Source organism: Martinezella sp. CNPSo 3964, assembly GCF_057784375.1.
On the sequence record NZ_JBXSOW010000015.1, the window covers coordinates 22,559 to 47,013 of the forward strand.

The following is a 24,455-nucleotide window of genomic DNA, read 5'->3' on the forward strand; positions in this document are numbered from 1 at the left end:
GGAAAATCGGACGGCCTGAAGATAAGCCCTGCTGCGAGATGAATAAAATGAATTGATTTCATGAAATTCAGTCCTGTATGGAATAGTGATGGAGCTTCGGACGCTGAAAGCCTTTGTCGAGGTAGTGCGCCAGGGCGGCTTTTCGGAAGCCGCCAAGGTGGTGTTCACGACCCAATCCGCCGTCAGCAAGGCCGTGCGCCAGTTGGAGGATGAGCTCGGCCTGTCGCTGCTGAACCGCATCGGTCATCGCACGACGCTGACGGATGCCGGCGAGGTGGTCTATCGCCGGGCGATCACGATCCTCGCCGGCCGCGACGATCTGCTGGCCGAATTGTCCGAGTTGCGCGGCCTCACGCGCGGCACTTTGCGCCTCGGCCTGCCGCCGATCGGCAATGATGCTCTGTTTGCACCAGTATTCGCCGTCTTCCGCAATCGCTATCCCGGTATCGAGATCAGGTTGATCGAACAGGGGGCGAAACGGCTCGAGGAAATGGTGCTTGCCGACGAGGTCGATCTCGGGGCTTCGCTTCTACCCACGCCCGACGCCTTCGAATGGCAAAGCGTGCGCTGCGAGCCCATGCATGTGCTTTTGCCATCTTCCCATCCGCTCGCCAGGCAGGAAGCGGTGCCGCTCGCGGCGCTCAAGGGTAATTCATTCCTTCTGTTCGAAACCGGATTTGCGCTGAACGGCATCATTCTCGATGCCTGCCGCACCGCCGGCTTCGCGCCTGATATCGCCGCTCGCTCCAGCCAGATCAATTTTATCGCCGAATTGGTCGCTGCGGGACTCGGGGTCGGCTTCCTGCCGCGGCTGATCGCCGAACAGCGCCAGCGCCCCGGCATCGCCCATGCGCTCGTCGTCGAACCGGGCATGGAGTGGCACATGGCCTGGATTTGGCGGCGCGGCGGCTATCTGTCGCATGCCGGCCGCGCCTGGCTCGACCTCGCTGCGGAGATCGCGGCGAAATCTTGACTCTGATTTCAAACTTTTGTGATAAAGCGACCTGAGTGCAAACTTGAAAAAAATTCTCAGGAAAAATATAGGCTATCGCATTGCTGCCTGGTGGCGGTGCTTTTCACGCGAGAGGACTTTATGACTTTTTCCTTTTCTCATCTTACCAGCGCGCTGGCGCTTGCCGCGGGCCTTGCCGTTGCTCCGATGATGGCGAACGCCGCCGACTCCGAAGGCATCGTCGTCTACAACGCCCAGCACGAGGCGCTGACGCAGGCCTGGGCGGATGGCTTCACCAAGGAAACCGGCATCAAGGTCACGATCCGCAATGGTAGCGACATGCAGTTCGCCAACCAGATCATCCAGGAAGGCGCTGCCTCCCCCGCCGACGTCTACCTGACGGAAAATTCTCCGGGCATGACGCTGGTCGATGCCAACAAGCTCTTTGCCCCGGTCGATGCCGCGACGCTCGCCCAGGTGCCGGAAACCTTCAAGGCTGCCGATGGCAACTGGGTCGGCGTTGCCGCCCGCTCCACGGTTTTCGCTTATGACAAGACCAAGCTGAAGGAAGCCGATCTGCCGAAGTCGATGCTCGATCTCGCCGATCCCAAGTGGAAGGGCCGCTGGGGCGCTTCGCCGGCCGGTGCCGACTTCCAGGCGATCGTCAGCGCCTTCCTTGAGCTGAAGGGCGAGGACGCAACCCGCGCCTGGCTGAAGGCGATGAAGGAAAATGCCAGTTTCTACAAGGGCAACAGCGTTGCCATGAAGGCAGTCAACGCCGGCGAGATCCAGGGCGCACTGATCTATCACTACTACTGGTTCGGCGATCAGGCCAAGACCGGCGAAAACAGCAAGAACGTCTCGCTGCACTACTTCAAGAACCAGGATCCGGGCGCCTTCGTCAGCATCTCCGGCGGCGGCGTGCTGGCATCCAGCCAGCATCAGAAGGAAGCACAGGCTTTCCTGAAGTGGATCACCGGCAAGGGCGGCCAGGCCGTTCTGCGCGATGGCGACTCCTATGAATATGCCGTCGGCAACGGCGAAGCTTCCAATGCGAAGCTGGTGCCGATCTCCGAGCTGCAGGCGCCGAAGGTCGAGCCTTCGAAGCTGAACAGCAAGAAGGTCACCGACCTGATGACGGAAGCAGGCCTCATCTAACCCCAGGGCCCGCGCCGCGGCGCTTTTAGAGCGCGTTCGGACGGGCTTGGCTCTTGCATCCTTGTCCTATGCCCTGCTAGGGGCATACGGATGGCCTTTAGGCCAATCGATCGGGCAATCGCCGCAAGCGGCGGTTGCCTTCCTATTTCAGGGCGTGAAAGGCAGCTCGGATTTGCTGCAGAAGAACACATACGCCGGCGAGCCAGCCGCCATGCGAATGCCCCCGTTGACGGCCGCTCCCCGCAGCCGTGTCCGGCATGCTTCCGTCGTCGCCCTTGCTTCCGTCGTCGCGCTTTTGAGCCTGGTGCCGCTCGGCTTCATCATCTGGATCACGATCGATACGGGCTGGGCCGAGGTCATCGCCCTGATCTTCCGCAATCGCGTCGGCGAACTGCTCGTCAATACTGTCCTGCTTGAAGTCTGCACCATCCCGCTCTCCATCCTGCTGGCCGTGACACTCGCCTGGCTGACGGAGCGCACCGATATTCCCGGCGCGCGCATCTGGTCCTGGCTGGCGGTTGCGCCGCTTGCCGTGCCCGCTTTCGTGCACAGCTATGCCTGGGTCAGCCTCGTGCCGAGCATGCGCGGGCTCTGGAGCGGCGTGCTGGTCTCAGTGCTAGCCTATTATCCCTTCCTCTATCTGCCTGTTGCCGCCGCCCTGCGCCGGCTCGATCCGGCAATCGAGGATGCCGCTGCCTCGCTCGGCCTCGGCCCCTGGCGCGTCTTCTTCCGCGCGATCCTGCCGCAGCTTCGCCTCGCCATCTGCGGCGGTTCGCTGCTGATCGGCCTGCATCTCCTGGCGGAATACGGTCTCTACGTGATGATCCGCTTCGATACCTTCTCGACCGCGATCGTCGATCAGTTCCAGTCGGCTTATAACAGCCCGGCTGCGAACATGCTCGGCGGCGTTCTCGTCTTCTGCTGCCTGCTGCTGCTCGGCATCGAGGTGCTGGTGCGCGGCAACGAACGCTATGCCCGCGTCGGTTCCGGTGCGGCGCGGCCGACGGATCGCCGCCGTCTTGGCTGGTTCATGGTTCCTGCCATCGCGCTGCCGGTCGTGACCGCCATACTGACGCTCGGCGTTCCCTTCGTCACCCTGGCGCGCTGGCTTTATCTTGGCGGTGTCGGCGTCTGGCGGATCGATACGGTCGGCTCCACCCTGCTGCAGACTATTGCGCTGGCCGTTGCCGGCGGTCTTCTGACCACCATTGCCGCAGCTCCCATGGCCTGGCTGTCGGTGCGTGCGCCGGGCCGGCTGCAGCGCATTCTCGAAGCCTGCCACTATTATGTCGGTTCGCTGCCGGGCGTCGTCGTCGCGCTGGCGCTGGTGTCGATCACCGTCCGGCTTGTCCTGCCGCTCTACCAGACCTTCGCAACCCTGCTGCTCGCCTATATCCTGCTCTTCCTGCCGCGCGCTATGGTCGGCCTGCGCGCCAGCATCGCCCAGGCGCCCGTCGAACTCGAGCGCGCCGCCATGGCGCTCGGCCGCACGCCGGCGCAGGCCGTGCGGCAGATCACCATGCGGCTTGCCGCTCCCGGCTTCGCCGCCAGTGTGGCGCTCGTAGCACTCGGCATCACCAACGAGCTGACGGCAACGCTGATGCTCTCCCCCAACGGCACGGAAACGCTGGCGACGAAATTCTGGTCGCTGACCAGCGAGATCGACTATGTTTCCGCAGCACCCTACGCCTTCATGATGGTCGTCCTGTCGCTGCCGCTCACCCTTCTCCTTTACGTGCAATCCAAGCGGACGGCCGGACAATGACCTTTCTGGCGATCAAGAATATCAGCAAGCACTATGGCCCCGTGCATGCGCTCGACAATATCGATCTTACGGTCGCCGCCGGCAGCCGCACGGCCATCGTCGGCCCGTCCGGCTCGGGTAAGACGACGCTGCTGCGCATCATCGCCGGCTTCGAGGTGCCCGATGCAGGCCAGGTCGTGCTGCAGGGTGAGACCCTGGCGGATGGTGAAGCCATCGTGCCGGCACATCGTCGCGGCATCGGCATCGTCTCGCAGGATGGCGCCCTTTTTCCGCATCTGAGCGTGTCCGAAAATATCGGTTTCGGCATGGAGCGCGGCGCGCGCGACCGCGACCAGCGCATCAACGCCCTCATCGACATGGTCGAACTCGATCGCGGCATGCTCGACCGCCGCCCGCACCAGCTCTCCGGCGGCCAGCAGCAGCGCGTTGCGCTTGCCCGCGCGCTTGGCCGCAAGCCGCGATTGATGCTGCTCGACGAGCCTTTCTCCGCGCTCGACACCGGCCTGCGCGAAAACATGCGCAAGGCCGTCGCCCGCGTGCTGCAGATTGCCGGCATCACGGCGGTTCTGGTGACGCATGACCAGGCGGAGGCTCTGTCCTTTGCCGATCAGGTCGCCGTGTTGCGTGAAGGCACGCTCATTCAGGCGGGAACGCCACAAGCCCTCTATCTCACGCCCAGGGATCGCGAGACGGCGCTCTTCCTGGGCGATGCCATCGTGCTGCCGGCCGATCTCCACAACGGATCGGCAAAATGTGTCCTGGGACAGATTCCGGTCGATATCGAGAGCCGGCAGGGGCGCACCGACATCATGCTGCGGCCCGAGCAATTGCGCCTCGGGGCCATCGATGAGGCCGGGGCAGGTGCTGCCTGCATCGGCAAGGTAACGGAAATCGAGTTTGGCGGCGCCGTCTGCGCTGTCACGGTCGTGCTCTCCGATGCCAATGGTTCGGAGACGCTGAACATCAAGAGTTCCGGCGTCGGCCTGCCCGAAATCGGCAGCATGGTTTCGGTGACCGTTATCGGAAAGGCACATGTCTTCAACAAGCTCGGTGCCTGAGCGTCATTTGGGTTGAAGCGGGCACGGCTTTGGGGAAGATAGGGCACGCCATCATCGTGCTCTATGCCGAAGGAATCTCCCATGTCCTTTCTCGATGAGATCGAGCCCGATCTCCCCTTCCTGACGTCGCTTCGCCACAACCTTCATGCCCACCCTGAACTCGGCTTCGAGGAGGAGCGTACCAGCGGCATCGTCGCCACCTTGCTGGAGGAAGCGGGGCTGACGGTGCATCGCGGCCTTGGCAAGACCGGTGTGGTGGGAACGCTGCAGGTCGGCAACGGCACGCGCCGCATCGGCCTTCGTGCCGATATGGATGCGCTCGCCATGCCAGAGAAGGCCAATCGGCCCTACAAATCCACCATCCCCGGCAAGATGCACGCCTGCGGACATGATGGTCACACGACCATGCTGATCGGCGCCGCACGCCAGCTTGCCGCCAGGCGCGGCTTTTCCGGCACGGTACACTTCATCTTCCAGCCGGCAGAGGAAGGTCGTGGCGGTGCCAGGCGTATGGTTGAAGAGGGTCTTTTCGATCTTTTCCCCTGCGATGCCGTTTACGGGCTGCACAATATGCCGGGCCTTGCAGTTGATGAGATGGCCGTCGTCGAGGGGCCGCAGCTGGCCTCGTCGGATACATGGCGCGTCACCTTTCGCGGCACGGGAACCCACGGCGCCAAGCCGCATCTCGGCAAGGACCCGATTACGGCGGCCGCGACCTTCCTGTCTTCGCTGCAGACCATCGTCGGGCGTGTGGTCGATCCGCTGCAGCCGGCTGTCGTCAGCGCCTGCTCTTTGCAGGCGGGCGATCCGAAGGCACTGAACGTCATTCCCGATATGGTCGAGATCGGCGGCACGGCGCGCGCCTATACGCCGGAGGTTCGCGATCAGCTCGAAGAGGAAATCGGGCGCCTGGCGCATGGTACGGCTGCGATGTTCAACATTGCCGTCGATTACCAGTTCGAGCGCCGCATCCCGCCCGTCGTCAACGATGCCGATGCCGCAGCGCGGGCGCTGAAAGCTGCGACGGCCGTCTTTGGCGAGAACGTGCAAACCCACTTTCCGCCATCGACCGCCGGCGACGATTTTGCTTTCTTCGGCCAGAACGCTCCGGGCTGCTATGTCTGGCTTGGCAATGGCCCGGCTGTCGATGGCGCCCTGCACCACAATACCGCCTACGACTTCAACGACGAAGCAATCGCTTCGGGCGTGGCCTTCTGGACGACGCTGGTCGAACAGGAATTGCAGGCCTGACCGGGATCATCATCAAGACGTCGGCGGCCATTCGCAGACGAACCTGCCGAGAGACATCATGAACGATAAGTACAACGGAGTGAAACTGCCGGAGCGGACGGTGCCGTTTCCGACGTCGATAAGTGCGGAGGCGCAGACAGCGCTGCGGCGAGCCGTCGGTGACGACGGGACCCCCTTGAATGCGCTGCATGTCATGCCTGACGTCAGCGATTTCGATGGCTGGATGAAGCTGAAAGCCTTCGCCGATGTCTACTATCAGGCAGCGGCCGAGAGGCTGGCGACGCAAGTGCGCGCCAGCGTGCAGACGGTGCAAATCGAGGGCGCCTGCGTCCACATCGCGTCGCCAGACGGCGCGTTCCCGGAAGACTCCGTCTATATCGATCTTCATGGCGGCGCGCTGGTCGTCGGTGGCGGAGCTGCCTGTCGCGCCGGGGCGCAGAGCCAGGCCGACCAACATGGCATCCGCTGCTACGCCATAGACTACCGCATGCCGCCGGAGCATCCCTATCCCGCAGCGCTTGACGATTGCATGGCGGTCTATCGCCACGTGCTGACGCAGCATAGGCCGGAGAATGTAATCGTCGGTGGACGCTCGGCCGGCGGCAATCTGGCGGCTGCGATGACATTACGCGCTCGCGATGAAGGCTTGCCGCTGCCGGCCGCGCTGGTTCTCCTCTCGCCGGAACTGGATCTCACGGAGTCGGGAGACAGCTTTCACGTCAATCGGCTTGTCGATGTCGTTCTGCCGGGGTCGCTCATGCCGAACAATCTGCTTTATGCAGAGGGTGCGGATCTCGCTCATCCCTATCTTTCGCCGCTCTTCGGCGATTTCTCGAAGGGTTTTCCGCCGACGTTCCTGCAGAGCGGCACGCGGGACCTGTTCCTCTCCAATGCGGTGCGCATGCATCGTCTCCTGCGCCGAGCAGACGTCCCCGTCGAGCTTCACGTCTTCGAAGCCATGCCGCATGGCGGCTTTATGGGAGCGCCGGAGGATCGGGAGTTAGCGGAGGAGGTCACGCGTTTCGTGAAGCAGCATCTGGGGCTGGCCTAGAACACCTGGGGAGCAGGGATCGACGATCGCTGTTCCGGACCAAAGGGACTAGCGACCGGCTTCCCGAAGCAGCGCGTCGAATATGATCCGCCGCGCCTTCTCCGCATCGATCTCGGCGGCGAAATGGGCATTGAATTGCCCATGCGACGCCCGCATTTCGACGACGGTGCGCCCGCGCGTATGCTGCCCCTGCAATTCCGCGTCGATCCGAGCATGCCGAAGAGTGGCGATGTCAGGCTCGACAAAAATGGCGGCCGCTGTCGGATCATAGATCGCCATGGCCTGCCTGCCGCGGCTGATGGCGATGTTGACGTAGCCCTCGAGCAGGTCTGCGAGCAGCTGCGCCTTTTCGCCGGCTATCTTCCGGAAATGGGCGACATCTTCGGGCCAGGCGAGCACCTTGCGACAGATGTCGAGATCGATCATGCGCAACGGCAGGCCGTGGGCAAGGACGATGGCGAGCGCTTCTGGATCGGCGAAGGCGTTGAACTCTGCCGATGCTGTATGATTGCCCGAGGTGACGCCGCCGCCCATCCAGGTCAGCTCGTCGATGCGGGCGGCGAGATCCGGCCGAGCGAGCGCCAGCGCCGCGATGTTGGTGAGCGGCCCGAGCGCCAGAATGCGTTTCGGTCCGTTGCCGTCGGAAAGCCAATTGCTGAGGGCATCAAAGGCATTGCTCACGTGAAGCGGATCGGCTGGCGGCAGGCTTCTGCCGGTCGTTGGAATGCCTGTCTGGCCGAGAATGCTCTGTGCCGTTTCCAGCTTGCAAAGCACGGGCAGCTCACGGCCGGTATGGATCGGGAACGTCCAATTGAAGACCGCTGCCGCACTCGCCGCATTGGCCTGGACATGGGACAATGGTGCATTGCCGCTGACCAGCGAAACGCCGTCGATGGCGAGATCCGAATGCGTGACCACCAGGATGGCGGCGATGTCATCGAACCCCATATCGGTATCGATCCAGATTCCCATGTTTTATCTCATCGGCGGCTATGAATTGACACGATGGCGGCCTTGGCCCTTGACCCCGGATGACGGCATTCCGTGCCATCCGTCGGGAATGGCAGCGGGTGCGCATGCGCACCCGCAGATCGCTTAGTCGGCAAGCGCGTCGAGCACGCGGACCCAGGAGCGGATGCCCTTGTGGTAGGAGCGCAGCTCGTATTTCTCGTTCGGCGAATGGATGCGGTCGTCGGAGAGGCCGAAACCGATGAGTAGGGATTCCATGCCGAGCATCCGCTGGAAATCGCCGACGATCGGGATCGAGCCGCCCATGCCGATGACGATGGCAGGCTTCGGCCATTCGTTGGAGAGCGCTGTCTTCGCCTTGGTGAGTGACGGTGAATCATAGGAAAGCTGAATGGCGGGCGAGCCGCCGTGCTCATGGAATTCCACAGAGCAGTCCGCTGGGATTTTCGAGCGGACATAGGCGCGGAAGCTTTCGCGGATCGCTGCCGGGTTCTGCTGGCCGACGAGACGGAAGGAAACCTTGGCCGATGCCTTGGCCGCAATCACCGTCTTGAAGCCGGCGCCCGTGTAACCGCCGGTGATGCCGTTCACTTCGGCCGTCGGGCGCGCCCAGGTGAGCTCCATCACCGAACGGCCCTTTTCGCCCGACGGGATCGACAGGCCGACGTCGCCGAGGAATTTTTCGGCCGTCAACCCGAGCGTCTCCCAGGAGGCCTTGATGTTGGCGGGCGTTTCCTCAACACCCTCGTAGAAGCCGGCAAGGGTTATGCGTCCCGTCTCGTCATGCAGGCCGGCGAGGATATCCGTGAGGATATGGATGGGATTGGCGGCGGCACCGCCGTAGAGACCTGAATGCAGGTCGCGGTCAGCTGCGGTGATGACGATTTCCTCACCCACCAATCCACGCAGGCCAGCCGAGATTGCCGGTGTATCGCCGTCCCACATGCCGGTGTCGCAGACGAGGGCGAAATCTGCCTTCAACTCGGCGGCATTGGCTTCGAGGAAGGGTTTGAGGGAGGGCGAGCCGGATTCTTCTTCGCCCTCGAACAGAATGGTAATGCGCACCGGCAGCGTGCCTCTGGTTTCCTTATAGGCGCGTACCGCCTCGACGAAGGTCATGAGTTGGCCCTTGTCGTCGGAGGTGCCGCGGCCGACCAGAATCTTTCGGCCATTGCCCACGTCTTTGATCGCCGGGGCGAAAGGATCGCTTTCCCAAAGGTCGATCGGATCGACCGGCTGCACGTCGTAGTGACCATAGAACAGCACATGCGGAGCATCTGCGCTGCCGGCATCGTGATGGGCGACCACCATCGGATGGCCGGGCGTGTCGCGCACGGAGGCCTTGAAGCCCAGCGAGTTCAGATAGGCAACCAGCCACTCCGCCGCCTTGCGGCATTCCGCCTTGTAGTCCGGATCCGTGGAGATGGACTTGATGCGCAGCAGTTCGAAGAGATTGTCGAGGCTGGAAGGCAGGTTCTGATCGGCGCGATCGAGAACGGGCGATAGATCGGTCATGTCCGACTCCTTGCATGAGATTTGGAGGGACGATAGACCAAAGGCCTGTCGGTTTCGAGGCGTTAAAACTGAAAATTTACCGTAGCTTGCGTCTTTCGATCGAGGTGCGCTCTTATGTGATTAGTTGCGTATGTAGTTTACAAGTTTTTTAGATTATTAGAAATAACCTCAATCCAGAAGCGTATTCTGGAGACGCGTAATGTTTTCAGTGATTGCATGTATTCGTGACGATCATGACTTCAGGCTTATTGTTGTGGCGGCAGTCATTTGCCTCATCGGCAGCCTTGCCACCATGCTTCTTTTTTCGCGTGCGCAGGAATGCCAGTCGCATCAGCGTCGCTATTGGATTGTTGCTGCGGCTTTCGCCAGCGGTGTCGGCATATGGGCGACGCATTTCATCGCCATGCTCGCCTATGAAAGCAGCCTTCCGATCTCCTATGATGTTTCGCTGACCGTGCTTTCGGTGGTTCTTGCCATCGTCGGCTCATGGCTCGCCATCGCCGTCGCCTTCGAATGGGATAATCGCGTTTCCTTTGCGGTCGGCGGCATGCTGATAGCGTTTGGAATAGCCGCCATGCACTTCACAGGCATGCAGGCCATCGAAGCCTCGGCAGAGCTTACCTTCGATATACCGCGCGTCATCGCTTCCGTCGCCATCGGCACCATCTTCTCCTCGCTGGCTTTCCTGATGTTTCGCAGCCTTCATGGCTTCAGACGTATTATGGCTGGCGCTCTTCTTCTGCTGCTTGCGATCTGCTCCCTGCATTTCACCGCGATGAGCGGCGTCACGCTCACGCCCGAAGTGGGCGCATCGGATGCTGCTCTCTCCATGGATCGAAGCATCCTTGCCGGCATCGTCATGGCTGCAGCGATGGGGCTGATCCTCATTGCTCTCGGCGCCATCTTCATTGACCGTCATTTGACTGACCTCCGCGGTTTCGCCAATGCTTCGCTGGAAGGGCTGCTCATCGTCCGTGACGGTCGGGTGATCGATGCGAACGAGCGCTTCTTTGCCATTTCCGGCTGGTCGGCACAGCAGGTGATCGGTGTTGCGCCCGAAGTCTTCCTCACCATCGACATGGATATCCATGCCGAAGTCGCCATTCCGCTGGAGACGACGCTATCGGGCCATGACGGCAAGGCAATCCCTGTCGAAACCGTGCGGCGTTCCATCACCTATCGCGGCTACGAATGCAGCGTGCTTGTCGTGCGCGACCTGACCGAGCGTCGCCAGGCGCAGCAGATGATCGAGCACCTGGCGCACCATGACATATTGACGGATCTTCCCAACCGCTCGCTGTTCGACCAGCGCATGCGCCAGGCGCTGCAGATGGTCAATCGGCGGGGTGGCGAAGTCGCGATTTTCTGTCTGGACCTCGACCGCTTCAAGGCTATCAACGATGTCTTCGGACATGCGGAAGGGGATCGTATCCTCTGCAAGGTGGCCGGCATCCTGCAGCGCGTGATCGAGGATGGTGACACGGTGGCAAGGCTCGGTGGCGACGAATTCGCCATCATCCAGCCCAAGCGGCGGCAACCTGAGGGGGCCACGCGTCTTGCCGAGCGTATTCTTGCGGAATTCGGCATGGAGATGGATACGGCTCGAGATCCGACCGCCGTCGGCGTCAGCATCGGCATCGCCATTTACCCGCGCGACGGCACCAGCGCCGAGCAGCTCTACGCCAATGCGGATATGGCGCTTTATCGCGCCAAGCATGCCGGTCGTGGCCACGCCTGCTTCTTCGATGCCGAAATGGACAAGGCCGTGCGCATGCGCCGCCAGCTCGAAAACGATCTGCGCCAGGCCATTCTCCGCAGACAGCTCTTTCTGGAGTATCAGCCGATCTATGATGTCGGCAGCGATGGGGTTAGTGGCTATGAGGCCCTTTTGCGCTGGGCGCATCCGGAGCGGGGCGTGATCGATCCCGAAACCTTCATTCCGATTGCCGAGGAAAGCGGCTCGATCGTGGCGATCGGGGAATGGGTGCTGCAGCAGGCATGCCAGGAGGCGGTACGCTGGAGCGAACCCGCAAGCGTCGCGGTAAACCTTTCGCCGCTGCAATTCATGATCCCGACCCTCTATGACCAGATCGAGCGGATCTTGCGCAAGACCGGCCTCGAGCCGCAGCGCCTCGAACTGGAGATTACCGAGGCAGCCCTGATGCGTGAACGCACGGCCGTCATCGCGACGTTGCAGCGGCTGCATCGCCTCGGCGTCCGTGTGGTCATGGATGATTTCGGAACCGGCTTTTCCTCGCTCAGCAATCTGCGCGCCTTCCCCTTCGACAAGATCAAGGTCGACCGCAGCTTCACCGGCGCCCTCGAGCATGATCCGGCAGCGCGTTCCATCGTGCGCGCCATCATCGGTCTCGGGCACAGCCTGAACATGCCGGTCGTAACGGAAGGTGTGGAAACGGAAACCCAGCGTCGCATCGTCATCGAGGAAGGCTGTGCGCAGCTTCAAGGCATATTCTTCGGCAAGCCGGATGTCGGACCCAGCCAATACCATATTGCGCTGGATAAGGTGGTCGGGCGGGGCTAGGGCACTCGCTGCTTTGAAGGGTAGTATTCTTTTGATGCAATCAAAGGCGGAAAGCTGCGGTGCTCTTTCCCAGGATCGCGCTAGAGCTGCTTGGCATTCTCCAGCACGCGCCGGATATATTCCAGCAGCAGTTCGCGTTCGAACTGACGAAAGTCTTTGAGAAGATCCGTGTCGGCGGCCATGGCGGCCTCGATCGCTTCCGCTTGCATGGCCGCAGCCCTGCTTGTGAGGAAAATCAGCTGCGCCCGCTTGTCCGACGGATGCGGGCGGCGCTCCACCAGCCCGTCTCGCTCCATGCGCGACAGTGTATTGGCCATCGTCGCCTGTTCGATGTCGACCCTTTCGAGCAGTTGCTTCTGTGTGAGCCCGTCTTCGGACCATAGTTCCAGTAGGATCGGAAACTGACCGGGGGAAAAGCCAAGCTTCGCCGCGCGTTGTTGTAACGAGCGAGCGAATCCCTTCGCCATTTGACTGGCAAGGTAGGCTGCGGAGTCCATCCGATTAAATCCCATGATTGCAAATATGCCGATAATTCAAGGTCAAGACAATCAGCAATTATTTGGGTAGAGCTCCTCTGAAATCAGCAACTTCAGCCGATTTTTTCACGTTTATAGGTTGTACTTTTCGCATGAAAAAGCCGCCATGGCCTGGAGGGGACGCCATGGCGGCTCATGAAAGGGGGGACAAAGGCCCGGAGAGGGGATAGGCCTTTGTCCAAGTCTGACATGGCGGGGGACAGGCCGGTTGCCAGACCCGCGGCGTATCAATCGCCGGTGAGTAGAATTTGTGGTTCCGAATGTGGTTTTTCAAGGGAATGCGCAGATTAGATTGATTAAAAGTTAGTAACGTTTCGGTGAGAGATTTGGTCCTCTCATCAAAGCATTTCCAACAAAAGTGTATCGCGGTTTTCCGTCCGGAATTGCGTAAAAACAAAAGACGGAGCGTTTCCGCGAGTCGAAGAAAAGCGGAGGCGCTCCAGCCTGCAAAACTGAAGTTTATATGGACGTTGGAAGTGCGCCACGCTATCCATGCTTCCATGAAAAAAGGTGATCATCTCTTCCTCGTCGACGGCTCCGGTTTCATATTCCGGGCCTTTCACGCCCTGCCGCCGCTGACGCGCAAGTCCGACGGATTGCCTGTGGGCGCCGTCTCCGGTTTCTGCAACATGTTGTGGAAGCTTCTGACTTCGGCGCGCGACACCTCGGTCGGGGTGACGCCGACGCATTTCGCCGTCATTTTCGACTATTCCTCGAAGACCTTCCGCAAGGAGATTTTCCCGGAATACAAGGCAAATCGTGCAGCACCCCCGGAAGAGCTGATCCCGCAATTCGGCCTCATCCGCGAGGCGACGCGCGCCTTCAACCTGCCCTGCATCGAGACCGACGGCTTCGAGGCTGACGACATCATCGCCACCTATGCCCGCCAGGCGGAGGCAGCCGGCTCCGATGTGACGATCATCTCGTCCGACAAGGACCTGATGCAGCTCGTCACGCCCATGGTCCACATGTATGACAGCATGAAGGACAAGCAGATCGGCATTCCCGACGTCATCGAGAAATGGGGCGTTCCGCCTGAGAAGATGATCGACCTGCAGGCCATGACCGGCGATTCGGTCGACAACGTGCCTGGCATTCCCGGCATCGGCCCGAAGACGGCGGCGCAGCTTCTGGAAGAATTCGGTGATCTCGATACATTGCTTGCACGCGCCGACGAGATCAAGCAGCAGAAGCGCCGCGAAAACATCATCGCCAATGCCGAGCTTGCGCGCATTTCCCGCCAGCTGGTGACGCTCAGGACCGATGTGCCGCTGGATCTCGACCTGGACGCCTTGGTTCTCGAGCCGCAGAACGGTCCGAAGCTGATCGGCTTCCTCAAGGCGATGGAATTCACCTCGCTGACGCGCCGCGTGGCCGATGCCTGCGATTGCGATCCGGCGGCGATCGAACCCGCCGTCGTCAAGGTCGAGCTGGCCGAGACCGCGCATGGCCCGGATCTCGATGTCGGCGAAAATGTCGAACTCGTGGCTGGCAGCGAGGTTTCGGCTGAAGGTGCTTCCGTGCCGGCGCCGGCGGTCAAGCCGCGTCTGGCTGTCGAAGGGCTGACGGAGCCGGCGGAGCTTGCCAATGCGCGTGCTGCAAGCTTTGCCACCGCACCGATCGATCATTCGAAATATGTGACCATTCGCGATATCGCCACGCTCGACCGCTGGATCGCCGATGCGCGTGAGACCGGCATCGTCGCCTTCGACACCGAAACGACGTCGCTCGATGTCATGCAAGCCGAGATTGTCGGTTTCTCGCTGGCGATCGCCGACAACCGCAACGATCCGACGGGTGCCTCCATCCGCGCCGCCTATGTGCCCCTCAACCACAAGAACGGCGTCGGCGACCTGCTCGGAGGCGGTCTGGCCGACAATCAGATCCCACTGCGCGATGCGCTGTCGAGATTGAAGGATCTGCTGGAGGATGCCTCCATCCTCAAGATCGCGCAGAACCTGAAATACGACTACCTGCTGATGAAGCGCTACGGCATTGAGACGAAGTCGTTCGACGACACGATGCTGCTTTCCTATGTGCTCGATGGCGGCTCCAACGCCACGCACGGCATGGACAGCCTTTCCGAGCGCTGGCTCGGCCACAAGCCGATCGCCTACAAGGATGTGGCCGGCAGCGGCAAGTCCAACGTCACCTTCGATCTCGTCGATATCGAACGCGCCACGGCCTATGCCGCCGAGGATGCCGATGTGACGCTGCGCCTGTGGCTGGTGCTGAAACCACGACTTGCGGCAGAAAAACTCTCAGTCGTCTACGAGCGGTTGGAGCGGCCTCTCGTGCCGGTGCTTGCCCATATGGAAGAGCGTGGCATCACCATCGACCGGCAGATCCTTTCTCGCCTTTCCGGCGAGCTGGCGCAGGGCGCCGCCGCCCTTGAGGACGAGATCTACAATCTGGCCGGTGAACGCTTCAATATCGGCTCTCCGAAGCAGCTCGGCGACATTCTCTTCGGCAAGATGGGATTGGCGGGCGGCAGCAAGACTAAGACCGGGCAATGGTCGACGTCCGCGCAGGTGCTGGAGGATCTGGCGGCCGCCGGCTTCGAACTGCCGCGCAAGATCGTCGATTGGCGCCAGCTCACCAAGCTGAAATCCACCTATACGGATGCTTTGCCGGGCTACGTCCATCCCGAGACGAAGCGCGTTCACACCTCCTATTCGCTGGCGTCCACCACGACCGGACGCCTATCGTCCTCAGAGCCGAACCTGCAGAATATTCCGGTGCGCACGGCGGAGGGCCGCAAGATCCGCAAGGCCTTCATTTCGACGCCGGGCCACAAGCTTGTCTCCGCCGATTATAGCCAGATCGAGCTACGCGTGCTGGCGCATGTCGCCAACATCCCGCAGCTCAAGCAGGCCTTCGAAGACGGCATCGACATTCACGCGATGACGGCATCCGAAATGTTCGGCGTGCCGGTGGAGGGCATGCCGAGCGAGGTGCGCCGCCGCGCCAAGGCGATCAACTTCGGCATCATCTACGGCATTTCCGCCTTCGGTCTCGCCAATCAGCTCTCGATCGAGCGTTCGGAAGCCGGCGATTACATCAAAAAGTATTTCGAGCGCTTCCCCGGCATCCGCGACTACATGGATGGCACCAAGCAGACGGCGCGCGACAAGGGCTATGTCGAGACCATCTTTGGCCGCCGCATCCATTTCCCCGAAATCCGCTCCTCCAACCCGTCCGTGCGCGCCTTCAACGAGCGCGCCTCGATCAATGCGCCGATCCAGGGATCTGCCGCAGACGTCATCCGCCGCGCCATGATCAAGATGGAGCCGGCGCTGGCTTCAGCCGGCCTTGGCGATCGCGTGCGCATGCTTCTGCAGGTGCATGACGAACTGATCTTTGAAGTCGAGGATGCCGATGTCGAGCGCACGACGCCGATCATCGTCTCGGTCATGGAAAACGCCGCCATGCCGGCGGTCGACATGGCCGTGCCGCTGAAGGTCGACGCCCGCGCCGCTCATAACTGGGATGAGGCGCACTGAGCGGGAGCGAGCTCGAACCGGGCAAGTCGGAAACCGAGCCGGAAGACATGGTGGCCCTCGCCCTGTCGACGCTCGGCTGCATGCCGATCCATGGGGTGCGGCAGGCCGCGCCCGAGGACGGCAATATCAGCTGGTTTTTCTATTGTGGCGAATATTCCGACGCCAAGGACTTTTATCAACCCGTGCACACGGCGCATCTGAGCGAGTTATTGCCCGCCGTCGTCAAATACCTCCGTCTTCCGGTGGGAACGCGGTTCATCATCGACGATCAGGGTTATGAGGATGTGTGGCGGGTCGAATGATCTTCGATCACCGCCATTGGCATAAGCTTACTTGCGGACCAGCGTTTCCAGCACGGAAATGATGGCGCGTTCTGCCTCTTCGAGCGTACCACTATTGTCGATATCGGCGACGTCGTAGCTGCCCTCAACGGTCAGCGAGCTTCTCTCCAGCCGCTTCAGCACGTCTTCGCGGCTCTCGCGTCCGCGCGCCATCAGGCGCTCGGCCAGCACTTCGCGCGTGGCGGTGATATTGATGACCTTCAGCCGCGGGAAGGCGCTTTGAAAGTGATGCAGCGCCGAGCGTGAGCCGTTGGCAATTACCAGATGGCCCTGCGCAAGCTCATCGAAGACCTCGGCCGGAATGCCGTACTTCAGGCCATGCGCCTCCCAGGAGACGGCAAAGGCGCCAGCCTGTTCCATCGCATCGAAATCCGCTTCGGAAACGCTTCTGTGATCCTCATTGCCGGCATCGCCGTCGCGGGTGATGACGCGGCGCACGAAGTGCACGTCGGGACGGCCGGCAAAGTGCAGGGCGGCCAGGTTCATCAGCGTATCCTTGCCGGCACCGCTCGGGCCGACGACGACGGCAAGCGTGCCCGCCGTCGTATCCGCCAGACCGAGATTAGCCGGCTTGATATTGGCGTCCGCGCTCATGCGACCCGGCGTCCTTCCCGCCAGACGGAGCGCGTGACCGGAACGCCATGATCGCGGCGGACGCGCACCAGATCGGCGCGCAAGCCCTCAGCGATGCGGCCGCGATCATTCAGACTGACCGTCTTTGCCGGCGTCGCCGTCACCATGGCGATCGCCTGCGGCAGCGAAATGCCCTCGACTTCGTCCGCAAGGATGAAGGGGGCATGCAGCAGGCTGAGCGGCACGTAATCGGAGGAAAGCACATCAAGAACGCCGAGTTCGGCCAGATCGCGAGCGGCGATGTTGCCTGAATGCGACTTGCCACGCACGATGTTCGGCGCGCCCATCAACACGCTCATGCCGGCACCGTGCGAGGCCTTGGCAGCATCGATGCTGGTCGGGAACTCGGCGAGGCGAACGCCATAGTTGATGGCTTCGTCGACATGAGCGAGCGTTGCATCGTCATGGCTGGCAACCGTGATGCCGCGCTCCGAGCAGACCTTGGAGATCGCATCACGGTGCGGCGTGGCATACTTGGCCGATTCTTCCTGGCGCTTGGCGACGAACTTGGCAAAAGCCTCGTCGCTCAGGCCACGCTTCTTCTGATAGTAGAAGATGTACTGGTCCATGGTCTGGAACTGGCGCTGGCCCGGCGCGTGGTCCATCAGCGAGACGAGGCGAACGTAGGGGTCCTTCTCGAAATCCTGGAAGTGATCGAGCACGTTGTCGGAAGAGACCTCGCAGCGCAGGTGGATCAGGTGATCGGCCCGCAGGCGGTCTTCGCGCTGGGCGGCCTGGATGGCGTCGGCCATGTCGCGCATCTCGCCCTTTTCGAAACCGCCGTCCTCGTCGGAGCCCATGCGCAGGCAGTCGAAGACTGTCGTGATGCCCGAGGTGACGATCTGGGCGTCATGGGCCTGAATCGCGGCCGTCTTGTTCCAGCGAACACCTGGCCGCGGCGAGTAATGCGCTTCCAGATGGTCGGTATGCAGCTCGACCAGACCGGGGATCAGAAAATCGCCCTCGAAATCCTCGCCGATCTCGGACTTGCCCTCGGAAATGGCGGCGATACGACCGTCACGGATCAGCACGGAACCTTCGATGACCTTGTCTTCGAGGACGATGCGGGCGTTGGAAAGGACGGTTTCTTTGGTCATGTCAGGTCTTTCTTATTAGGCGCCGGCAAGCGGCAGCCAGGAACGGACGGTAAAGGGAGCGCCGCGCTCGTCTTCGGCGAAGATGGCGAGGCCGGAAATGTCGAGCGGCTTGCCGGTATGCTCGGCGAAGCGCTCGCGCAGGATGTCCTGCAACTCGGGCTGACGTTCGGCCGGCACGCGTCCCGTGAGCGTCATGTGGAAACGGAACTCGTCATTGACGTAAGGATAGCCCCAGCGCAGCAGATTGGCGCGCTGCGGTTCGGTCAGGCCTTCCGGCTTGCGTCGTACGATATCATGGTCGGAAAGCGGTGCGCGGAACGGCTCGAAGGTTTTCACGACGCGCGAGGCGAAATCCTGCAGCGGCGGGTAGAGGGTGCCGGGCACGAGCGCGAAGAAATGGCCAAGCTGGCCAAGCACCAGTTCCGGAATGGTGAAGGCCTTGGTCTGCGCCGCAAATTCAGTGGCGACATCGAGGAGATCGCGCTCGGTCACGGAAGCTGCAAGCTCGAAAGGCGCCTTCAGCGTGGCATGGAAGCCGTAGCGGCGCGGATCGGCCGTCAGTTCGGCATGCCCCTCGGGCAATGGTGCCATGGCCTTGTCTGAAAAAATCTCGCCCGAAAATGCGTCGCGGCCGAGCCAGCGGGCGGCAAGCGATGTCAACGGATCGTCTTTGGGCGGCGTGAAATAGAGAGCATAGCGCAAGGCTGCATTCCTTGGAAAAATCGGCTGCGCGGGACACTGTTGGGTGATTTGCGACAAACCGCAAGAGCAGCAAGGCAGCAACGGCCTGAATCCGGCTAAAGCCGGTTGGACCGCTACGGTCTTGCCGGCCTGCGCTACCGGATTCCCGTGACAGAATGATGATGCGGAACGATTTTTTCTGGTTCTTTTTTATTTGACCCGCGTACCCATCAGGCGCGAGCGCAAGGCGTTGGATGCGGCATCGAACAGGAAGACGACGATCAGGATCAGCAGCACCATGTAGGCGACGTTTTCCCAGTTGGCGTTGGTGCGCATCGCTTCCCAAAGCTTCAGGCCGATACCGCCCGCACCGACCGCGCCGATGATGGTGGCGCCGCGCACGTTGGATTCCCACTGATAGAGCGTCTGGCTGACGATGACGGGCACGATCTGCGGCATGATGCCATAGCGATGCACGAGAATGGTCGGCGAGCCGGTGGACTTCACGCCCTCGCGCGGCTTGTTGTCGATGTTCTCGAGGCCTTCGGAATAGAGCTTGCCGAGCGTACCCGTCTCGGTGAGGAAGATCGCGCCGCTGCCGGCGAGCGGACCGGGGCCGAAGGCGCGGGTCAGGAACAACGCCCAGATCAGCATGTCCACCGAGCGCAGGAAGTCGAAGAAGCGCTTCAGTATTTGATTGAGCAGCCGGTTCGGCGTGATGTTGCGGGCGGCCAGGAAGGCCAGCGGAAAGGCCGCGAGCGAGCCGAGCAGCGTGCCGAGGAAGGCCATGACGATCGTCTGGAACAGCTTGGTCCAGACATCGCCATGCTGCCAGGCGCCGTTGTTCCAGATATTGTCAAAGGCCAGCGAGAGATTGGATTGGGCCGGGTCCAGCCGCGGCCCGGAGACAATCAGGCTGATGACTTCGCTCGCCGGCTTGTCGAAGAAGGGCGAATGCGTGTCGAAAACGAAATTGGCCCAGCCGAGGAAGCGCTTGCGGATCTTGACGCGGTCGGTTGAAATGCTGGCATCGCCGGCAAAGCCGAGATTGACCAGGATATTGTCGTCATAGACCGTCATCCAGCTGGGAACCGGCTCGGAGCCGACAAGCTTCGGCGCGTCGCCGGTAATATCGATCGGGATCGTGACGCCATGCGCCGTGACGATCGCCTGCGTCTTCGTCACCGTCACGGTGCGGCTCGTGCCGCTGACGGAAACGGTCATGCTGCCATCGGGATTGGTCTTGACCCAATCCGGATTGGGATTGTCGCCCAGCGGCGAAAAGCGCGGATATTTGATGCTGATCTTGTCGCCGGAAATACGGAATTCCGGCTGCACGTCGTAGCTGATCCATTCGCTGAGATAGATGCCGACGCGCTCCCAATGCGCTTCCGAAATGACTTTCGGGAGGTCGAAGAACCACACGGCATAGATGCCGTAGAGGATGACGCCGATGAACATCATCAGCGCGCCGAAGCGCTGGCGGAAGGATCGGTGAAGAACCTCCGGGTAACGCGCTTCGATTTCCTGCATACGGCCGGCGTCGATGACGGACATGGTCAACCTCAATGCTGCAAAAGGAAGGCATGTTCGCCGACGAGACGGCGGCGGAGCCATGCGGAAAACTGGTCGACGGCGATGATCGTCACGAAGAGCAGCAGCACCAGCGCCATGGTCTTGGCGCCGAAACCGCGCGAGATCGAAAGCTTCAGCTCCTCGCCGATACCGCCGCCGCCGACGGCGCCGATGATGGTGGAGGCACGGACGTTGATCTCAAGGCGCAGCAGTGCGTAGGAAGCGAAATTCGGCAGCACCTGCGGCATGGCGGCAAAGCGGACGCGCTCGGTCCAGCTGGCACCGACGGCACGCATGCCCTCATCAGGCTTCATGTCGATATTCTCGACGACTTCGTAGAAGAGCTTGCCGAGCGCGCCGATCGTGTGCAGGCCGACGGCGATGATGGCGGCGATCGGACCGATCGACAGGATCGCCGAAAACAGGCCGGCAATAACGATTTCCGGAAAGGCGCGCAGGAATTCCATGATGCGCTTCGTGACCAGCCGGACGGGATGGGACGGCGACATGTTGCGGGCGGCGAAGAAAGCCAAAGGCACCGCAAAGACGAAGCCGATGATGGTCGATACCAGTGCCACGTTGATCGTGATGATCATCAGCTCGAAATATTCGGGGATGTAGAAATTGCCCCAGACATAGACGCGGCCGAGCGGGAAATTGAATTCTTCGCCGCCGGCGCCGTTTGCGCCGTTAGGGCTCGGCAGGTCGAAGAGGGCACGGTAGACGTCGTTCCAGTCCTTGGGGATGAGCCAGCTCAGGAAGTCGAAGAGATGCGGCAGGCGCTCGAAGAAATGGCCGGCATTGCTTTCGTCGGCGAAGCGCACCGAGCTGACGAAAGCGACGAGCAGGATCACAAGGCCGATGCCGGTATAGAGGCGGCGCTTGGCCACCATCTTGCTCCAGGCGTCGCCGATCTCCTTGGCGCTCGGCGGCGCGCTTTGCATGTTCGGGTGCGTATCGGCGATCGTCATGAAATCCAGCCTTTGTGAATAGCAAAAGGGCGGCCGTTGCCGGCCGCCCAATTATCGGGATGCGTATCAGCCGCCGATGGCAGCCTTACGAACGTCGATAACGGCGTTGTAGAAATCCGGGGTAACCTTGACGTAGCCCTTGAAGTCGCCGCCTTCGACAGCGTTGAAGCACTTGGCGTCAGCCGTCGGGAGCTTCATGAAGAAGTCCGTCAGCTTGGTCTGCCATTCGGTGCCGAGAGCGTTGCGAACGACGAGCGGGCCGTTCGGGATCAGCGGCGAACGCCAGACTTCGACGAGCTTGTTCGGGTCGACGGCGCCCTTGTCGACTTCCTTGCGGAAGGTACCGGAGGTGAAGCCGTCCTTGAAATCGCCAACGCCCGAGGAGTCGTCGACAGCAACGTCGACCTTGCCGTCGTAGGCGGCGAGCAGGTTGTTCTCATGGCCGCCGTTGAACTGGGTCGAGGCGAAGAACTTGTCGTTCGGTACGCCAGTCGTCTTCGGAATCTGCGTCAGCGGAACGAGGTAGCCCGAGGTGGAGTCCGGATCGGCATAGCCGAGCTTCTTGCCCTTGGCGTCCATGATCGTCTTGATGCCGGAGGACTTGAGAGCGAGGCCGATCGAGTAGTAGCCGGTCGAACCGTCGGTCTGCTGCGTGGTCAGGATCGGGGTAACGGCCTTCGGGTCCTTGATGGCGACGGCAGCGTAGCCGGAAGCACCGAGTTCTGCGAAGTCGAGCGTGCCGCCGAGCAGACCCTGGATAACGCCGTCATAGTCGGCGGCCGGGAACAGCGAAACCTTCTCGAAGCCGAATTCCTTCTTCAGGTGGTCGGCGAGGCAGGCGTAGTTGCGCAGACGGTCGGCTTCGTTTTCACCGCCGAGAATGCCGACGCGGAATTCCTTGAGGTCTGCAGCGTTGGCAGCAGCGCCGACTGCGAGCGCGACGAGCGCCGTAGCAGCAAAAAGTGCTTTCTTCAACATGGGTTCGTCTCCTGATTAACCGGTGTCCCCGGATGCCTTCGGTCTAGAAGAAATGCGCCCTTGACGCGGGCCTTCGATCCCGGCCGTCTCTCTCAGAGACCGGCCAGTGCCAGCGGTTGCGGGCCAGCAGATTCGGTTGCCGCGGTCTGCGCGGCCGGATCGGCAATATTGATCGACGTGGACGTCATGGTCTCGTCGATGCCGGCGCCGTCCTTGTCGGTGCCGTAGATTTCCTTGACGGCGGCGGCCGTCAGATCCGTCGGCTTGCCGTCGAAAACGACCTTGCCGGCGGCCATGCCGATGATGCGTTCGCAATAGTTGCGGGCCGTATCCAGCGTGTGCAGGTTGGTGATGACTGTGATGCCTTCACGCTCGTTGATATCTCGCAGCGCGTCCATGACGATCTTGGCGTTCAGCGGATCGAGCGAGGCGATCGGCTCGTCGGCCAGCATCATCTTCGGCTGCTGCATCAGGGCACGGCAGATGGCGACGCGCTGCTGCTGGCCGCCGGAAAGCGTGCCGGCCATCTGCAGGGCCGTCTGCTCGATGCCGAGGCGCTCCAGTGCGGCAATCGCCTGAATGCGCTCCTCGCGGGTGAAGACCGACAGCAGGCTCATGACCGTCGAGCGATGATTGAGGCGGCCGAGCATGACATTGGTCAGCACGTCGAGGCGCGGAACCAGATTGAACTGCTGGAAGATCATGGCGCAGTCGCGCTGCCAGCTGCGCAGTGCGCGGCCGGTGAGCTTGGAGACTTCGGTGCCGGAGAAATGGATCGAGCCGGAGCTCGGGTCAGCCAGACGATTGATCATGCGCAGCAAGGTGGACTTGCCGGCGCCGGAACGGCCGATGACGCCGACCATCTGTCCCTGCGGTATGTCCAAAGTCACGGAATCGACAGCGAGCTTGTTTCCAAACCGGCGCGAGACATTCCTGAGTTCGAACATAATGCTTCCCTTTCGCGGCTGCCGGGCTGCAAAAATTTCAGCGTTACCGGTGCTAAGAATGGGCGCATGCCCCTGCCTCGAAGGGAGTTTCGAGGGGGCTGGCGCCAACCACAAGGCAACCGATTAGTCCCGCTTCATGAAGCTCCAATGTCAGTTTTATGTAACTGCTGTTACAATTCTCGCCGATTTTGCAAGATTAGCCGGCTGAGGGTTTTCCTTAAGTTTAGCCGTCAAACATGCCGGTCGGCAGGCCGTCCATGCTGACGCTGTTCTTCTCGTGCCAATATTCCTCAATGCCGTCAGGACCCTTGGCTTTGGCCCACTGATCGAGGCTTGGTCTCTCGCCTTCATAGCTGAAGAGCGGCACGCCGAAGCCGCAGGACGTCTGCACGAGATCGAAGTCCAGCCGCACGATCTGCCGCGCCCCGAGCGGCTCTTCGCCCGCGTAATGGTCATGCAACAACTCGCGATATTCGGGCGCTGAGCGATGGATGATCCGGCCGCGACCGTAGAGCCGCAGGATCATCGGCGGTCCCTCGACCGCACAGAACATGATGGTCAGCCGCCCGTCGGCTTTCATGTGCGCGGAGGTCTCATTGCCGCTGCCGGTGCGATCGAGGTAGATGGCGGCATTCGGGGAAATGATGCGCAGGCACAGCGTCTCGCGTGGCGAAACATTGACACGGGAATCCGCTGTTGCCGATGCCGTGAAGAAGATGTGCTGCCGCGCGATGAAATCGCGCAGCCGGTCGTCGATGCTGGAAAACTGCTTTGCCATGGAAACTCCTCCCGATCCCGTCCTTGCAAGGATCGTCTGAAAGCTGGATCGCTGGTCAACGCCTTGCAAGCCTGGTTTGGGCGGAAAACGGCCCAGCTTTCCATTTCAGCGCAATTCCGGCCGGAAAACCGCCGCACACTTTTCCTGGAATTGC

Annotated in this window: 20 protein-coding genes; 9 read left to right on the forward strand and 11 right to left on the reverse strand. The window is 61.5% G+C overall.

All coding sequences use genetic code 11. The features are described from left to right. Positions 1–88: 88 nt before the first annotated feature. From AC13Q5_RS31065 to AC13Q5_RS31090, 6 genes are all read left to right on the forward strand, one after another. The gene (locus tag AC13Q5_RS31065; RefSeq protein WP_457891540.1) at positions 89–973 is read left to right on the forward strand and encodes a LysR family transcriptional regulator; all 885 of its coding nucleotides are present in this window, start codon (positions 89–91) and stop codon (positions 971–973) included. Between the two features lie 120 nt (positions 974–1,093). Beyond that, on the forward strand, positions 1,094–2,110 hold the full coding sequence (locus AC13Q5_RS31070) for an iron ABC transporter substrate-binding protein (RefSeq protein WP_075856483.1): 1,017 nt from the start codon (positions 1,094–1,096) through the stop codon (positions 2,108–2,110). 211 nt (positions 2,111–2,321) lie between these two features. Further along, positions 2,322–3,875, forward strand: coding sequence for an ABC transporter permease (locus tag AC13Q5_RS31075; protein WP_244557989.1), 1,554 nt, complete (start codon positions 2,322–2,324; stop codon positions 3,873–3,875). Next, positions 3,872–4,933, forward strand: a complete 1,062-nt coding sequence (locus AC13Q5_RS31080; protein WP_457881001.1) for an ABC transporter ATP-binding protein — start codon at positions 3,872–3,874, stop codon at positions 4,931–4,933. Before AC13Q5_RS31075 ends, AC13Q5_RS31080 begins: the two co-directional genes overlap by 4 nt. Positions 4,934–5,014: 81 nt before the next feature. Then, positions 5,015–6,184, forward strand: a complete 1,170-nt coding sequence (locus AC13Q5_RS31085) for a M20 aminoacylase family protein (RefSeq protein WP_457881000.1) — start codon at positions 5,015–5,017, stop codon at positions 6,182–6,184. Between the two features lie 58 nt (positions 6,185–6,242). Further along, positions 6,243–7,235, forward strand: coding sequence for an alpha/beta hydrolase (locus AC13Q5_RS31090; RefSeq protein WP_488504282.1), 993 nt, complete (start codon positions 6,243–6,245; stop codon positions 7,233–7,235). 48 nt (positions 7,236–7,283) lie between these two features. Here the strand turns inward: AC13Q5_RS31090 and AC13Q5_RS31095 are convergent, their stop codons facing one another. Continuing rightward, positions 7,284–8,207 (reverse strand): nucleoside hydrolase, encoded by a 924-nt coding sequence (locus tag AC13Q5_RS31095; protein WP_488504283.1) that lies wholly within the window; start codon positions 8,205–8,207, stop codon positions 7,284–7,286. Between the two features lie 123 nt (positions 8,208–8,330). Then, the gene (locus tag AC13Q5_RS31100; RefSeq protein ID WP_457880997.1) at positions 8,331–9,719 is read right to left on the reverse strand and encodes a M20/M25/M40 family metallo-hydrolase; all 1,389 of its coding nucleotides are present in this window, start codon (positions 9,717–9,719) and stop codon (positions 8,331–8,333) included. A gap of 199 nt (positions 9,720–9,918) precedes the next feature. Here AC13Q5_RS31100 and AC13Q5_RS31105 point away from each other — a divergent pair, with 199 nt between their 5' ends. Beyond that, the gene (locus tag AC13Q5_RS31105) at positions 9,919–12,261 is read left to right on the forward strand and encodes a bifunctional diguanylate cyclase/phosphodiesterase (RefSeq protein WP_488504285.1); all 2,343 of its coding nucleotides are present in this window, start codon (positions 9,919–9,921) and stop codon (positions 12,259–12,261) included. Between the two features lie 80 nt (positions 12,262–12,341). Here AC13Q5_RS31105 and AC13Q5_RS31110 read toward each other — a convergent pair whose 3' ends face one another. Next, complete coding sequence (locus AC13Q5_RS31110; protein ID WP_075856448.1) at positions 12,342–12,758, reverse strand: MarR family winged helix-turn-helix transcriptional regulator; 417 nt, start codon at positions 12,756–12,758, stop codon at positions 12,342–12,344. A 539-nt stretch (positions 12,759–13,297) separates the two neighbouring features. Here AC13Q5_RS31110 and polA point away from each other — a divergent pair. Further along, positions 13,298–16,300: a DNA polymerase I gene (gene polA, locus AC13Q5_RS31115; protein WP_488504286.1), complete on the forward strand. Its 3,003-nt coding sequence runs from the start codon at positions 13,298–13,300 to the stop codon at positions 16,298–16,300. Continuing rightward, a complete protein-coding gene (locus AC13Q5_RS31120; protein WP_425298727.1) occupies positions 16,297–16,602 on the forward strand; it encodes an immunity protein Imm33 domain-containing protein in 306 nt (101 codons plus the stop codon). The genes polA and AC13Q5_RS31120 overlap by 4 nt, the downstream gene beginning before the upstream one ends. 27 nt (positions 16,603–16,629) lie before the next feature. Here the strand turns inward: AC13Q5_RS31120 and phnN are convergent, their stop codons facing one another. The 8 genes from phnN to AC13Q5_RS31160 all read right to left on the reverse strand — a co-directional run bounded on the left by phnN (position 16,630) and on the right by AC13Q5_RS31160 (position 24,301). Continuing rightward, positions 16,630–17,235: a phosphonate metabolism protein/1,5-bisphosphokinase (PRPP-forming) PhnN gene (phnN, locus tag AC13Q5_RS31125; protein ID WP_488504287.1), complete on the reverse strand. Its 606-nt coding sequence runs from the start codon at positions 17,233–17,235 to the stop codon at positions 16,630–16,632. Beyond that, entirely contained in the window at positions 17,232–18,371 is a 1,140-nt protein-coding gene (locus AC13Q5_RS31130; protein WP_075856444.1) for an alpha-D-ribose 1-methylphosphonate 5-triphosphate diphosphatase, read from the reverse strand. The genes phnN and AC13Q5_RS31130 overlap by 4 nt, the downstream gene beginning before the upstream one ends. 15 nt (positions 18,372–18,386) lie before the next feature. Continuing rightward, positions 18,387–19,073 carry a DUF1045 domain-containing protein gene (locus tag AC13Q5_RS31135; RefSeq protein WP_488504288.1) on the reverse strand — a complete coding sequence of 229 codons (687 nt, stop codon included), beginning with the start codon at positions 19,071–19,073 and terminating at the stop codon, positions 18,387–18,389. A 189-nt stretch (positions 19,074–19,262) separates the two neighbouring features. Then, positions 19,263–20,609 carry a phosphonate ABC transporter, permease protein PhnE gene (gene phnE, locus AC13Q5_RS31140; protein WP_075856442.1) on the reverse strand — a complete coding sequence of 449 codons (1,347 nt, stop codon included), beginning with the start codon at positions 20,607–20,609 and terminating at the stop codon, positions 19,263–19,265. Between the two features lie 8 nt (positions 20,610–20,617). Continuing rightward, positions 20,618–21,598 (reverse strand): phosphonate ABC transporter, permease protein PhnE, encoded by a 981-nt coding sequence (phnE, locus tag AC13Q5_RS31145; protein WP_075856441.1) that lies wholly within the window; start codon positions 21,596–21,598, stop codon positions 20,618–20,620. A 66-nt stretch (positions 21,599–21,664) separates the two neighbouring features. Next, complete coding sequence (phnD, locus tag AC13Q5_RS31150; protein WP_457880991.1) at positions 21,665–22,576, reverse strand: phosphonate ABC transporter substrate-binding protein; 912 nt, start codon at positions 22,574–22,576, stop codon at positions 21,665–21,667. 92 nt (positions 22,577–22,668) lie between these two features. Next, positions 22,669–23,523 carry a phosphonate ABC transporter ATP-binding protein gene (gene phnC, locus AC13Q5_RS31155; protein WP_457880990.1) on the reverse strand — a complete coding sequence of 285 codons (855 nt, stop codon included), beginning with the start codon at positions 23,521–23,523 and terminating at the stop codon, positions 22,669–22,671. 223 nt (positions 23,524–23,746) lie between these two features. Continuing rightward, the gene (locus AC13Q5_RS31160; RefSeq protein ID WP_457880989.1) at positions 23,747–24,301 is read right to left on the reverse strand and encodes a pyridoxamine 5'-phosphate oxidase family protein; all 555 of its coding nucleotides are present in this window, start codon (positions 24,299–24,301) and stop codon (positions 23,747–23,749) included. Between the last annotated feature and the right edge of the window lie 154 nt (positions 24,302–24,455).